Origin of the sequence: Litoreibacter ascidiaceicola (assembly GCF_900129235.1) — a bacterium.
GTDB lineage: Bacteria > Pseudomonadota > Alphaproteobacteria > Rhodobacterales > Rhodobacteraceae > Litoreibacter > Litoreibacter ascidiaceicola.
Genome location: NZ_FQUV01000010.1, coordinates 43,231 through 57,725, shown reverse-complemented (window position 1 = coordinate 57,725; position 14,495 = coordinate 43,231). Strand labels below are relative to the sequence as shown.

General features: G+C 53.5%; 8 protein-coding genes. All 8 read left to right on the top strand.

Annotated features, from left to right (window positions below; all coding sequences use genetic code 11):
- Positions 1-15 precede the first annotated feature (15 nt).
- The 8 genes from BUB72_RS16825 (at position 16) to BUB72_RS16790 (ending at position 14,489) form a co-directional block, all read left to right on the top strand.
- Entirely contained in the window at positions 16-858 is an 843-nt protein-coding gene (locus BUB72_RS16825) for a tyrosine-protein kinase family protein (protein WP_073146024.1), read from the top strand.
- Between the two features lie 152 nt (positions 859-1,010).
- Positions 1,011-2,021, top strand: a complete 1,011-nt coding sequence (galE, locus tag BUB72_RS16820) for a UDP-glucose 4-epimerase GalE (protein ID WP_073146023.1) — start codon at positions 1,011-1,013, stop codon at positions 2,019-2,021.
- Between the two features lie 12 nt (positions 2,022-2,033).
- Positions 2,034-3,242: a glycosyltransferase gene (locus BUB72_RS16815; protein ID WP_073146022.1), complete on the top strand. Its 1,209-nt coding sequence runs from the start codon at positions 2,034-2,036 to the stop codon at positions 3,240-3,242.
- On the top strand, positions 3,239-4,219 hold the full coding sequence (locus BUB72_RS16810) for a polysaccharide deacetylase family protein (protein ID WP_073146021.1): 981 nt from the start codon (positions 3,239-3,241) through the stop codon (positions 4,217-4,219). Before BUB72_RS16815 ends, BUB72_RS16810 begins: the two co-directional genes overlap by 4 nt.
- Before the next feature lie 111 nt (positions 4,220-4,330).
- Positions 4,331-5,905: a hypothetical protein gene (locus BUB72_RS16805; RefSeq protein WP_073146020.1), complete on the top strand. Its 1,575-nt coding sequence runs from the start codon at positions 4,331-4,333 to the stop codon at positions 5,903-5,905.
- 12 nt (positions 5,906-5,917) lie between these two features.
- Entirely contained in the window at positions 5,918-6,793 is an 876-nt protein-coding gene (locus tag BUB72_RS16800) for a class I SAM-dependent methyltransferase (protein WP_083588718.1), read from the top strand.
- Between the two features lie 161 nt (positions 6,794-6,954).
- On the top strand, positions 6,955-7,740 hold the full coding sequence (locus BUB72_RS16795; protein WP_073146018.1) for a hypothetical protein: 786 nt from the start codon (positions 6,955-6,957) through the stop codon (positions 7,738-7,740).
- A gap of 299 nt (positions 7,741-8,039) precedes the next feature.
- Positions 8,040-14,489 carry a type I polyketide synthase gene (locus BUB72_RS16790; protein ID WP_073146017.1) on the top strand — a complete coding sequence of 2,150 codons (6,450 nt, stop codon included), beginning with the start codon at positions 8,040-8,042 and terminating at the stop codon, positions 14,487-14,489.
- The last annotated feature ends 6 nt before the right edge of the window (positions 14,490-14,495 follow it).

Here is a 14,495-nt window from a genome sequence, read left to right as displayed (position 1 = left end):
AGCTGGAAATGACCGATGGAAAAATTGCAAAAAGCACTGGAAAAAGCGCGAGGGCAGCGCGGTGGTACAAAAGCGCCCGATCTTAGGTCGCATTCCAAACAGTCGCACCTGCGCGGGAAAACTGCGAACGCAGCCGTAAAAGCGCCCCTCTCTCTTTGGGACGATCTGACCCCTTATGAGCCCAATCCAGATCTGCTTTTGCGCAACAGGATTCTAACACTCAACTCCGAAGCTGAGGCAAACCCATTCGATGTCCTACGCACCAAGGTTTTTCTGCTAATGCAGGAGAATGGCTGGACACGATTGGCAATCACATCGCCCAACAAGGATTGCGGCAAAACCACAACTGCCTGTAATCTGGCAATCGGCTTTTCGCGACAACGCGAGAACCGGACCATGCTGTTCGACTTTGATCTGCGCAGTCCGGCCGTGGCAGATATGCTGGGTCGCAAACCCAATCATGGCATCAAAGCCATGCTGACGGGGGATGTACCCCCTAAGGATCAGATGCTGTGCCTCCGAGGCAATGTAGCCCTTTCGCTGGGCAACATGGCCATCTCCGATCCGACACAGCTTCTTTTGTCAAAACACACGGCCGATATGTTGGATAAAGTGCAGGCCGATTTTGCCCCCGACCTCATGATCTTCGATCTGCCATCCATGTTTGCCGCCGATGATGCGCGGGCTTTTCTCAAAAATGCAGACTGCGCTCTCATTCTTGCGCGTGCCGAACACACCACGATGGCTCAGCTCGATACCTGTGAACGTCAGGTTGCGGAATACACCAATGTACTAGGCATCGTGTTAAACAGTTGCCGCCATGCGGATGTAGAGGGAACGTATTTTGGATCGAAGTGAGTGACCCGATCGCAACCAAAACCTACAGACCTAATAATACATTGTAGTTTTATAAGCTTACCTCATTTCATACACATCACTAACGTACTTCCCGAGGGTACATTTACTGTCAACTGGTTACGGAACAAGTGGACGCAGACTAGGAGCATATTTTGAGCAAGCATATTCTTCTGACAGGTGGCGCCGGATTTATTGGGTCTCACACTTATGTCGCCCTTATAGAGGCCGGATATAGCGTCACTATTCTTGATAATTTTGAAAACGCTCATTCGGATGTGGCTGACAGGCTCGAACGCATTACGGGTGCGCCTGTATCCGTGATCAAGGCAGATGTCCGGGACGCAGCTGCCATGAAAAGCGTGCTCAATGCGGGTTTCGATGCCGTAGTGCATTTTGCCGCGCTTAAAAGTGTCCCCGATGGGGAAACTGATCCGGCAAGCTACTACCGCAGCAATTGCGCAGGGCTGATGAACACGGTCGAGGCGATGCGACAGGCGGATGTAAGGCGGATTGTGTTTTCCTCGAGTGCTGCCGTCTATGGTAGCGCGGACGCGATGCCGATTTCTGAAGCCACAGCCGTCGCCCCGGAAAACACCTATGCACGCACAAAAGCCTTCGGCGAAGAATATCTCCAGGCAATTGCCCATGCGCATCCGGACTTCAGGATTGGTCTATTGCGCTATTTCAACCCTGTCGGGGCCCACAGCTCTGGCCTTATTGGCGAGGACCCCAGCCAGCCACCCGGCAATCTCGTGCCGGTCATCGCCCGGGTTGCGACAGGAGATATGCCTTCGCTAAAAATTTTCGGCGATGACTACTCCACGCCCGATGGTACGGGCATTCGCGATTATATTCATGTCGAAGATTTGGCCCGTGGCCATGTACTGTCTCTCAATGCCTTGTTTGAGCGCGATGAGAGCCATCTGGTAAATCTTGGCACGGGACGTGGGTATAGCGTCCTAGAGGTAATAGCGACCTACAAGACGGTTTCGAACCGCGATATCCCGTTTGAAATTGCGCCTCGCCGCGTCGGTGATCCGGCCATCTCTTATGCAGATGTCACCCGAGCCCGCGAACTATTGGGCTTCGAAGCGCAGCACGATCTGCGCTCCATGTGCGCCAGCAACTGGGCTTTCGCGGCTCAGTCCAAAGCTTTGTCCTGAGGTTGCCCACTGATGCATGTCGCCTATCTAATCAACCAGTATCCTGCCGTTAGCCACACCTTCATCCGCCGCGAGATTCACGCGCTGGAAGCCCAAGGCGTGTCGGTAGACCGCTTTGCCTTACGAGGCTGGGACAGCGAACTTGTCGACCCGCTCGACCTCGAAGAACTCACCAAAACGCGCCACACTTTAAAAGGTGGACTGGCCCCGTTATTGCTGGGTGCAATGCGGTTTGGTCTACGCAAACCGGGCGCATTCTGGAAAGGATTGAAACTGGCGCTGGCCATGTCTCGCAAAGGTGCGCGGCCTTGGCCTTTCCACCTCATCTATCTCGCCCATGCGTGCCAGATCATGGATTGGCTGAAGGGGTCAGGTGCCACGCATTTGCACGCGCATTTTGGCACCAATTCGGCCGAGATCGCGGTGCTAGTGCACGCCCTAGGTGGGCCAAAATACAGCTTTACAATCCATGGCTCAGAAGTGTTCGACGTGCCGATCCATCACGCTTTGCCGTTGAAGGTTGATGGGGCAGAATTTGCAGTGACCTCCTGCGCCTATATCGGCAGCCAGTTGATGTACAACATTCCCCATAAGCTTTGGGATAAAGTAAAGGTCGTGCATTGTGGCCTTGCCCCTTCGGCCTTTGAAAGCGACCCTGCGCCTTTGCCTAACAACCCTGTATTTCTAAGCGTAGGACGATTCAGCCCCGAAAAGGGTCACCTCATATTGCTGGAAGCCTTTGCGGCTCTTTATACAGATTCCCCAGATGCCCGTTTGGTTCTGGCTGGGGATGGCCAGATGCGAACTGAGATCGAAGCCCGAATAGCTGTCCTTGGGCTCACAGAGGTGGTCCGCATTACGGGTTGGGTTACTTCCGATCAGGTCCGCGAAGAGCTGCGCAAAGCCCGCGCCCTTGTTCACCCGAGTTTCTCCGAAGGATTGCCCGTTGTTATCATGGAAGCCATGGCAGAGCGCCGACCTGTCGTCTCCACTTATATCGCGGGCATTCCAGAACTTGTGCGACCCAAGAAAACGGGGTGGTTGGTTCCAGCGGGGCAGATAGACGAGCTAACCGCTGTTTTGCGAGACTGTGCCGCAACCACCGACAATGCAATGAACGCCATGGGCGCAGCTTGTTTCGAACGCGTATTAGCCCGACACGATGCCATGACAGAAGCAGCAAAACTTAAAGCGCTGTTTAGCGCGCATTCGACGTCATGAAGGCTGCACTAAAACGGATCGCCCTAATGTTACTAACATCGGATCCAGTCTATACGATGCTGCGCAAATATGCGCTTCAGGACGATCCCATAACGATCCTTTGCTATCACACCCTGCGGCCAGACAACGAACCTTTGGATGCGTGGACAACCCTTGGAGTGAACGCTTTTCGAGATCAGATCACTCTGCTCCGGAAGACTTATGATATTGTCTCATTAGACGAGGCACTGACCTTAGGGAGCAGAGGACGTCCTCGTGCAGTCCTGACATTCGATGACGGCGAGCGCGGTCTCTTCGATCATCTTCTCCCAATTGTGGAAGAGGAAGACCTGCCAGTCACAGTGTACGTGGCAACGGAACAGTTTGTGCGCGATGAGCCATTTTGGTTCGATCAGGTCATGAACGCTCTGCAGGGCGCTGGTGAAACATTAATCGACCTGACAGACCACGGATTGAACAAGTGGAAAATCGGTCCTACACGAGGCAAAACCCGCTGGGTGCAAATTGGACTGGTTCTTGAAGCCTTAAAGGCAACATCCATGGCTGATCGTGACAGACTCGCGGCCGAAGTCGTAGCGCAAGCTGGTCCCGCGACTGACGGCTTTACTCCATTGCACCCCATGACGTTGGTACAACTTAAGGAACTTGCGGCCCACCCGCTGGTGACTATTGGCGCTCATAGCCATGGCCATGAACTTCTTGACCAAATCTCGATCGATGCGGCGCGCATCTCGGTTGCCCGCTCTCGTGAGCTGCTTCAGGATTGGACGCAACAACCTGTGTACCATTTCGCCTATCCAAATGGCAATTACACACCTGCGTTGATGGCGATGCTTAAGGAGGAGGGGTTTGCCTCCGCGACTATTCTCGAAGACCGTTTGATGCGTACCGATGCACCGGCACTATCGTTGCCGCGAATCGGAGTGGGGCGGTACGACAGCTTTGCGCGTTTCAAACTGCGATTGATAGAAATATGAAGTGTATTGTCACGCTTTCAAACAAACTTCCCCGCGGAGATTTTGTGAAATGCCGTTCTCCGCTATGACTTTGACTGAATGTATTTGCGCTCAATCGGTTGGATTTTAGTAATGAAGCACCTGTCCGAGAAGTCTGTTTTCCGTGTGGTTGTCGTAGCTTTGGTTCTTGCCACGTTTTACCGCCTGTACCCGCTCGTTTCTGGCGATCGCGTACTGTCTGCTGCCTTCATGACCGAAGATGGGTATCTGATGCTTACCGTGGCCCGCAATATGGCAATTGGATTGGGCATGTCCGTCTCCGACGGGACAATTCCCAGTAATGGGGTTCAGCCAATAGCAACCTTCTTATTTGCGGTTCCTTACTGGCTGACTGACGGAGATAAGATATCGGGGCTTTGGGGAGTCCAGTTGATTGGGGCCGCTATCTCTGTGATTGGGGTTTTCACGGTCCGCGCCTTTGCGCGGGAAGCTCTGATGCCTCAGGACAAATCTCACATTTGGCCTTGGTTGGTTGCCGCCCTTTGGTATTCCGGGCAGCATGTGCTGCTGCACACGATGAATGGGCTGGAAACGGGGCTTTATGCAGTTTCCGTGACGACCACACTGGTGATTTTCACACGACTCTTGGCCAAGGGGGAAGACGCCAAGTTTAGCGATCGAATGCTTTTAGGCACCGCTGGGGGTATTACCTTTCTAGTTAGGGTCGACGCCATTTTTCTGTTGTTGGTAATTGCGATCGTATGGATCCTTCACGAGATATTTGTAGCTCGTAAGCGTGGTGGTCGAATAGCACAGGAAGCTGCTGCACCGATGTTGTTGGCGGCCCTAATTGCAGCGCCTTGGTTGATCAATAATTATGTCAATTTCGGCTCCATCATCCCGGTCAGCGGCACCGCCCAAGCCCTAAGCGGCGGCTTCGCGAAGAATGCCGACCTGGTGCCAGCGGTGATCTTCGAATACTTCTTCCCGATGCTGCCAATACCGCACGCACTGCAGTTCAATCCGATCTTCCAGACACTCGCCTCCGCTATAGTAGTCCTGATAGGTGGTACCTTCTTCATTCAAGTCTGGCGACGTGGGCGCGCGGTACGATACGCCATCCTAGCTTATCTGATCTTCGCCTTTGTAATGGTCGCCTATTATGGGTTCTACTTCGGCGCTGGTTGGTTCCTAAGCCGATATTTGTCGCCTTTGGCACCACTCTTCATTGTCGCAACGCTTTCGGTTGCGTTGTCACTGCTCACGCGGGTAAATCCTGTCCACGGCAAAGCTATCGTCAGGGGTCTTGGTGTGGCTAGCCTGGTACTTTGCTTCGGATTATTGGGCCGGCTACTGATCCCCGGAGTTAAAGAGCAAGGCCACTTTCAAGTTGTCGATTGGGTAACCGAAAACGTACCCAAGGATGTCTGGGCCGGAGCTATTCAAACTGGAACGCTGGGGTATTGGCATGACCGAACGATAAACCTCGATGGCAAGGTTAATCCCGACGCACTGGACGCCATTCTAACTGAAGGCAACGTGTTAAATTATGTGCTGAATAGCCAGATTGAATATCTGGCGGACTGGCATGGCATCGCGGCTTGGACGACAACGAACAATCGCGGGAACGATGCATTCTCTAATGGTTTCGAAGTGCTTGTTCAAGATCCGGTCCGCAACCTTGATGTTCTGAAACGTAAAAATTGACGGGCATGGGTAATGAAACTTAATTCAAAACAACTAGATGCTGCTCGGTCGGCTCTCCTTGGCGAACACTCTGAACAAGTCATTCGATATATGGCGGGCCAAAGCGTTGTGATCGATAGCACTCTCCCAACCCAACAAGCACAAGAAATCGCCCAAAATTGCGGCTGGACACTCCCTAAATCGGAGGCCCGAACGTCACTTGGTTTTCTGGTCAGTGACTCCTGTCGTGAATACCTATTCTGGCAAGAAAGGCACAAAGCCCTGCCATTCGAGAACGGATTACCCCATCTTTCCGACACGCTTTTCGAAGGCAAATATGTCGCAGAAATTGGATCCGGCATGGGGGCAAATTTGATGTCTCTATCTCATCGAACCGGTCGTGTTTGCGGGGTAGAGCCCGTAGAAACCTACATTCAACTTGGTGAAATATTCTGTACGCGCGAAGGCATCAGCACTTTAGAAACCCGTGTTGGGGGGGCGGAGAGCTTGCCGTTTCAAGATGATGAACTGGATCTCGTGCTATGTGTTTCTGCTCATCAGTACTTCGACATTATGCCTGCATTCCATGAAATAGCCCGCGTTCTTAAACGGGGAGGGGAACTTGTCATAATTGGTGGGATTCTTTCTGACTATGCGCGGCACTCAGTGGATTATGCGTTGAATTCCGAGGGTCCGAAGGCTGTCGCGATTACGCTGGTGAATTCCCTAAGCTACACAGCAGTGGGACGACGCATTATTGGCAATCGAAATGGATTTTCAACATCACGCCCTGTTTACCCCACTTCCAACGCAATGATCCGCTGGATGCATGACGCAGGTTTAACGCAGAAAACTCCATTCGAAAAAATCGGAGAAGAGACCTGTTTTTACGCAGTTCTATCGGGCTAGAACACGATGTCGCTTGAAAAACACCGTGCTGATCTGTCTCGCTACTGATTAATTTAAAACAGCTCGTGCCACGAAAAGTTGAAAGATTTACATTTTTGGGCCATAATCTGCTCAAGTTTCGCGTCCTGTAGTATTTGGAGTAAGTGGTGATATTTAGGTTATTGACAGCGACGTTTACCGCGACTGCGGTGTTTTCATTGAACTTTAATGCGGTTGAAGCGGCGACAATTGATATTGTTCGTAGTGGCGCTGAGCTCATCGAATCGACCCATGGTTTGCGGGATGATACCGGTACAGACGGCACCGATCTTGATGGCGCCATGATAACAGCGACCTACGCAGACGGAACCAGTGAGCAAATCACTTGGGAAGGTGATCCTCGGATTTACACCGATCCTGACGGTAGCACCTATGGTAGCATCAATGGCTGGGCGCGTGGGGCGGACACTGATTTGTTCATGAGTTGGGACGGGTTTGAGATGACCACGACCAGTGTTCTTACATCTCTTTCCATCGATTTGGCACCAGCCAGTGCTGTATTTGATACGACCTTCATTTTTGACGACAACGACCCGAACGGCGAGTCTACTCAGGGTTCCAGTTTCGGTTTCCCGTTTGAGCTTTACTCTGGGTACGAAAACTTAGAAGGGGCGATAACGGCAACCTACACTGGGATAGTAAACTTGGTGGGCGATGCTCCAGTTGGTGATTTGTTTACGACGATGTCCTTAGATTTCTCGATGCTGCTGGGTGGCGGCATATTGGGTGATCTCGGCTTCCGGTCCGATATTGACGTGATGCGCAATGAGGGTGATTTATCACCGGTTCCGCTACCAACGAGCTTGTCGTTCCTTCTGATTGCCTTGGCGGGCCTAGGACTTACACATCTTGCAGGCAGGCGTCGCATTCTGGTCCCTGCCCAGACCGGCTTGCCGCAAAAAGCGTAGTATAACGCTTTTTCGATGTTGCTTCGCACGCAGCATGCAAAGCCTCACAGTCAAGAATCCGGCTAGTTTGCTATCCTGCGAACCGGAATAGCCGTCGGAAGTACCTCTCCAGATGGGTTTATATGCTTATCCAGCATTAATCGCGCACTGCATGCATTTCTAGGCTTTCTTTTGTAAAAATACTGCGCAATCATCAGGTTATTGTGCAATAATCCATTTAAATTCCCTATATTCGCCGCCAAGTAACCAAATCTTATCTTTTAGCAGTTTCTAAGCGCCAAATGCGTTAAGGTTTTGTAATGAGTTTTGACCCCGAGAACCTCATCTCTGAGAGCGACATAGCCATCGTCGGAATGGCCGGACACTTTCCGGGCGCTCACACAATAGACGAGTACTGGCAAAATCTGCGTAATGGAATTGAGTCCATCCGCCATTACACCGCCGAAGAATTGCTCGCGGCTGGAGAAGCCCAACACCTCATAAATCGTGACGACTATGTCCCAGCAGCGGCCCCTCTGGATGGGTTCGCACATTTTGATGCAGAGTTTTTCGGCCTCTCGCCCAAAGAAGCCGCAATCATGGATCCGCAACATCGGCGCTTTTTGGAGGTCTCTTGGGAAGCTCTGGAAAATGCTGGACATATGCCCGAAAACGCCAAAGGCCCAATCGGGGTTTACGCCGGCTGCGGGATGGGAAGCTATTTCTACTTTAACATCTGCTCGAACCCAGATCTTGTTAACGATGTGGGCATGTTCCTGCTTCGCCATACCGGCAATGACAAGGACTTCCTGTCTACCCGTTTGAGCCACGTTCTGAACCTAAAAGGCCCGTCAGTGACCATGCAGACCGCATGCTCTACATCACTGGTTACGACCCACTATGCGGCGCAGGCCTTGATGACAGGCGAATGTGATACAGCGCTTGCTGGCGGTGTCACAATCGAGCTACCTCAAGATCGCGGCTACATATTCAAGGAAGGCGAAGTGCTGTCTCCCGACGGGCACTGCCACGCGTTCGACCACCGCGCGGAAGGTACCGTCTTCGGATCAGGGGCCGGTGTTGTGGTCCTACGACGTCTCACGGATGCCATCGCAGACAGCGACCACATCTGGGCGGTTATCAAAGGCTCTGCCATCAACAATGACGGGGCTGCCAAAGCAGGGTACTTAGCCCCGTCAGTCGACGGTCAGGCGGCAGCGATCGCCGAGGCCCAGGCCATGGCAAATATAACTGCTGACACGATCGATTACGTCGAATGCCACGGGACAGGAACCTATTTGGGCGATCCAATCGAAGTGGCGGCGTTGACCGAAGCCTTCGAGGAAACCACAGATGAGACCCAGTTTTGCAAGATTGGGTCTGTTAAAACCAACATTGGACACCTCGACACCGCGGCTGGCGCGGCCGGATTGATCAAAACGGCGCTTTCGCTTCATCACCGCGAGATTCCACCATCCTTGGGATATGAGAAACCAAACCCTGCGATTGATTTCGAAAGCGGACCATTCTCTGTCAATGACACCCTTAGCCCTTGGGTCTCTCACAATGGACCGCGCCGCGCAGGAGTGAATTCACTTGGTGTCGGGGGCACCAACGCACATTTGGTATTGGAAGAAGCCCCCAAACGCGCTGCTTCCGAAGAATCCGATTGGCCGTTCCAAATCTTGACCGTATCGGGGCGCAGCAAGGCTGCGCTTGAAGCCAACGCCGCCAATCTTGCCTCTTACCTACGCACCAATCCGGATCAACCCCTCGCGGATATCGCTTGGACGTTGAAAGAACGCCGTCGCGGATTTGAACGCCGTAGGGTTGTAGTGGCTGAAACCCACGCAGACGCCGCCAAGCTTCTGGAAGAGAATGATCCGCGCCGCGTCTTTTCGCATACCGTGGTTGGCGAAGACCCTGACTACGTTTTCATGTTCCCCGGTGGTGGCGCACAATATGCCGGAATGGCGCGCGATCTTTATGAGACAGAACCAGTATTCGCCGAATGGATGGATCGTGGTCTCGACGTTCTTCAACCAAAACTAGATTATGATATCCGTGCGCTTTGGCTGCCGGAATTGGATGCGATTGAGGCCGCAAATACGACGTTGAAAAAGCCGTCCGTGCAGTTGCCCCTCATCATGATCACCGAATATGCGCTAGCGCAGCTTTGGATGTCCTGGGGGGTTGAGCCTTCTGCACTGGTTGGTCATTCCATGGGGGAAAACACTGCCGCTTGCGTTGCTGGAGTAATGTCGTTCGAGGACTGCATTGGCCTTGTGCATCTCCGGGGCCAGTTGTTCGACACGGTGCCAGCGGGCGGCATGTTGTCCATCGTTCTATCGGCTGATGAGTTGGAGCCTCTGTTAGGTGATGACCTTGATTTGGGAGCGGTCAACGCGCCAAATTTAAGCGTCGCTACTGGACCACAAGCCGAGTTGGACGCTTTGGAAGCGCGGTTGGTCCAACGAAGCATCGACTTCCAGCGCATCCCGATCGACATCGCGGCCCATTCGCGCATGTTAGAGCCGATTTTGAAAAAATTTGGCGACTACTTGCGCTCGATTCCCCTGAACCCGCCGAAAATTCCGTTCACGTCAAACCGCACCGGCGATTACATAACGGACGCGCAGGCTCAAGATCCTGACTACTGGGTGGCCCACCTACGCGGCACCGTACATTTCTCCGATTGCCTGACAACTTTGGCCGACGCACCCGCGCGCGTTTTCATCGAGGTTGGACCTGGGAAGGCGTTGTCATCTTTGGCTGGTCAACACGGCAAGGTTACCGCCAATCAGGTGATCTCCAGCCTGCGTCATCCTGACGATGACACGCCTGACGATGCATATTTCCTTGCAATGCTGGGCCGTATCTGGGCCGTCGGCGGCCAATTTGATTGGGACCAGTTCTGGGGCGAGGCACGCCGTTTACACATACCGCTACCAACATATGCTTTCCAGCAATCCTCCTATTTTATAGAGCCGGGGAGACCTGCATTAGACAGTGATGCTCAATGGCTAAGCCGAACGGACGACGTTGAGGAATGGAGCTATCGCCCTGCGTGGACCCCGCGCTACGCGGAGTGCGATATCGACGTCAAGGGTGATCTATCGGAAGCCACCAAACAAACATGGCTGATTTTCGAGGATGACGCAGGGCTTGGAGCAGATGTCGCCGCCAAATTGCGCTCGGCAGATCATAAAGTGGTGACCGTTAAACCCGGTGACACTTTTGCGCGCGTCGGGGAAATGGGCTACATCATCGCCCCTGAACGAGGTCGCGAAAGCTATGATGCGCTAATCCATGACCTGAACACGCGCGACCTGGTTCCAACGCGCATCGTCCATGCCTGGACGATAACTAAGGACGAAAGCTTCCGACCGGGATCAAGCTTCTTTCACCGCGTTCAGGAGCAAGGATTTTATAGTCTTCTATTTCTAGCACAGGCGATTGGGGGCGAAGACCTGCCGATGCCAATACACCTTACCGTGCTTAGTTCTGGCGCAATGCAACGCGCGAACGAAGAACTCCCCTACCCTGAAAAAGCAACGGTCGCAGGACCTGTGCGTGTTATACCGCGCGAGTTCTCTGGAATGACCGTGTCGCAACTGGATATCGAGCCGCTTCGTCAAGGGCGTCTCAGGCGCGGGCCTGACAAGACCGACCAATCGCGTATTGTAGATCAGATTTTGGAAGAGGTTCTTGCAGCACCGACATGCGGAACTGCCCTGATCCGCAACGATAAACGCTATGCGCTTGGTTATCAGACAACCAACCTTCCTGATCTTGATAGCGAATTACCCGTTCTGAAAGATGGCGGGGTGTACCTGCTGACGGGCGGCTTTGGTGGCATCGGCCTGACCCTTGCGCACGAGTTGATCGAGCGTTGTAACGCCAAAATAGCGCTGCTTGCTCGCAGCCCGTTACCCCCTCGCGACACTTGGGACCAGGCGTTGCAAAACAACGCCCCGGGTACCGCCATAGTTCGCCGGATTGAAGCTATTCGCGAGCTTGAAGCTATGGGCGGCGAAGTCCTGACGTTAGTTGCCGACGTGTCCAATGTCGAAGATATGCGGCTGGCAAAGTCCACGCTGGAAGAACACTTCGGTAAAGTCGACGGTATCATCCATGCTGCTGGTCAAATTGATGACGATCCGATCATGGCCAAAACAGTTACTTCGATTGAGGACGTATTTGCGCCGAAAATTCATGGCACGCAGGTTCTTCACGAAGTCTTTCCCGATGGCTCTTTGGATTGGATGGTTCTGTTTTCATCAAGCTCCACGGCGACGGCCCCGATCGGTCAAGTCGATTACGTTGCTGCAAATGAATACCTCAACGCATATGCCAAGTCGCGCAGCGGTGGGCAAACCCGCGTGTTAGCTATCAACTGGGGCATCTGGGCTGATGTAGGCATGGCAGCGGACGCAATGGACAGTCGGTTGGGCAAAGCGACCCCGCCACCGGTGACCCCGATCAATGCGCCAATGCTGGACGAGGCGACGTTTGATACCGTTGGAAACCGCTGCTTTAGAGCCGAATACCGCGTCTCGGAGCGCTGGTTCCTAGACGATCACCGAACAATGGCAGGTGATGCGTTGGTACCTGGAACGGGATACCTTGAACTGGCAACAGAAGCTCTGCGCGCGCAAGGTGAGACCTCTGCTTTTGAGATCCGTGATCTCTACTTCCTGCGCCCGTTGACTGTCTCCGACCATGCGCCCCGCGATATTCGTGTGGGCCTGCTACGCACAGATCTTGGGTATGACCTGAGTGTAGAAAGTGGTGAACTCGGGCAATTTGAGCAAAACGCGCAAGCCAGCCTCTCGTTATTACCAATTTCCACCCCTGCCCCTTTAGATATCGCCGCCATCGAGGCCCGCTGTTCGAACAAGGTCGACGCCGGAGATGCAGGTTGGATGGCGTCACCGCAAGAGGTTCATCTTAAATTCGGCCCACGCTGGCGCGTATTACAATCAACCACCCTAGGCGACGGTGAAGGTCTCGCGACACTCGCTTTACCAGATGCTGCAGCAGGAGATGCTAAAGCAGGTTACCATCTACACCCTGCCCTGATGGATATTGCAACGGGTTGGGCCATGAATCTGATCGCAGGCTACGAGGCGGCGCATCTCTGGGTGCCAGTGTCTTATCGCTCAGTGAAGGTATTTGGGCCCTTACCGTCAAATATTGTCTCTTGGGTCCGCAATAGCGCGGACAATCGGGCAGATAGCGAAACGGCGAGTTTTGACATCACTATCGCTGCGCCCGACGGCACAATTTGCGTTGAAATCCACGACTTCTCAATCCGGCGGATGGACACAGATGCTGGCTTCGCGATCACCCCTCCCTCGACCGCTTCAGCGACTCCGGCCGATGGCGGCATGCGGCCACTATCCCCAGCTGAGGAGCGACTACGACACAATTTGACCCAAGGCATTCGCGCGGATGAAGGCGCGGCGCTGTTTTTGCGCGCACTCTCGAGTCCGCAGCGTCAGGTCATTGTCTCATCCCTCAATCTGGATGCGCTCATAGAACAAGCAGGACAAGTTGATGACGGCGCTCAAGGCCGGGGACAGAAATTTGAACGCCCTGAACTTGATTCCGAATTCATAAAACCAGAGGGCCCAATCGAAGAGCGGCTGGCCGCTTTCTGGCAAGACCTGTTGGGTGTCGATGAAATCGGTGTCGAAGACAGCTTCTTCGATCTAGGTGGCCACTCATTGATCGCCGTGCGCCTGTTTGCACAAATACGCAAAGCTTGGCAGGTAGACTTCCCGATCTCGGTTTTGTTCGAGGCCCCTACAATCCGCAAATGCGCTGCGCTCATTGCGGCGCAGGGAGTTAACAATGAGACGGATGCCGACAGCGAAGATATAGCCCAAGCCGCGCCGGAACGTCGCTTCACCCATCTGGTGCCAATGCATACCGGCGAAAGCAGCACCAAGTCGCCATTCTTCTTGGTCGCGGGCATGTTTGGGAACGTATTAAACCTGCGCCATCTGGCACATTTGGTTGGAAATGATCGGCCATTCTATGGCCTACAAGCCCGTGGATTGTTTGGCAGCGAAGAACCACACCGTACGATCACTGAGGCTGCACGTGACTACATCGCGGAAATGCGGCAAGTTCAACCCGAAGGCCCCTATATGGTGGGCGGGTTCTCTGGGGGCGGGATTACCGCGTATGAGATTGCTCACCAGCTTACTGCTGCAGGTGAAATCGTCTCCGCCGTGGTAATGCTCGACACTCCTCTTCCCGTTCGACCATCCATTTCTCGAGCGGATAAATTGCGCATCAAGTGGATGGACCTGCGTAAGGGCGGCGTGTCTTACATCGTTAATTGGGCCAAAGACCGCATCGCGTGGGAAATCCAAAAACGTCGCGGGAACGATGACACCGCCGAGGAAGGCCAGCAGTTCCACAATGTCGCCATCCAAGACGCCTTCCTTGAAAGCGTTGGGTCGTATGAAATTGCCCCATGGTCAGGGCCCTTGACCTTATTCCGCCCACCATTGGTTCCGACTTGGATCATTGGTGACAAGCTGGTCAGCGAATATCGGACATATCTGTATAGTGACAACGATTGGACAAAATTTGCTCCCAAGGTCGAGGTGTTCGAAGTGCCAGGCGATCACGATTCAATGGTACTAGAACCCAATGTTCGCGTTCTAGCAGCCCGTATTAAGCAGGTGCTCGAAGATGCGAGCCGTGACTCACATACCTCAACGAAAGCCGCACCGACCAAGCAAGCCGCAGAGTAAATACCC

Excerpts from the sequence above, each read along its gene's own strand:
- BUB72_RS16825 (WP_073146024.1), top strand. The coding sequence starts at position 16 with ATGGAAAAATTGCAAAAAGCACTGGAAAAAGCGCGAGGGCAGCGCGGT.
- BUB72_RS16805 (WP_073146020.1), top strand. The coding sequence starts at position 4,331 with ATGAAGCACCTGTCCGAGAAGTCTGTTTTCCGTGTGGTTGTCGTAGCT.
- BUB72_RS16790 (WP_073146017.1), top strand. The coding sequence starts at position 8,040 with ATGAGTTTTGACCCCGAGAACCTCATCTCTGAGAGCGACATAGCCATC.
- BUB72_RS16800 (WP_083588718.1), top strand. The coding sequence starts at position 5,918 with ATGAAACTTAATTCAAAACAACTAGATGCTGCTCGGTCGGCTCTCCTT.
- BUB72_RS16810 (WP_073146021.1), top strand. The coding sequence starts at position 3,239 with ATGAAGGCTGCACTAAAACGGATCGCCCTAATGTTACTAACATCGGAT.
- BUB72_RS16815 (WP_073146022.1), top strand. The coding sequence starts at position 2,034 with ATGCATGTCGCCTATCTAATCAACCAGTATCCTGCCGTTAGCCACACC.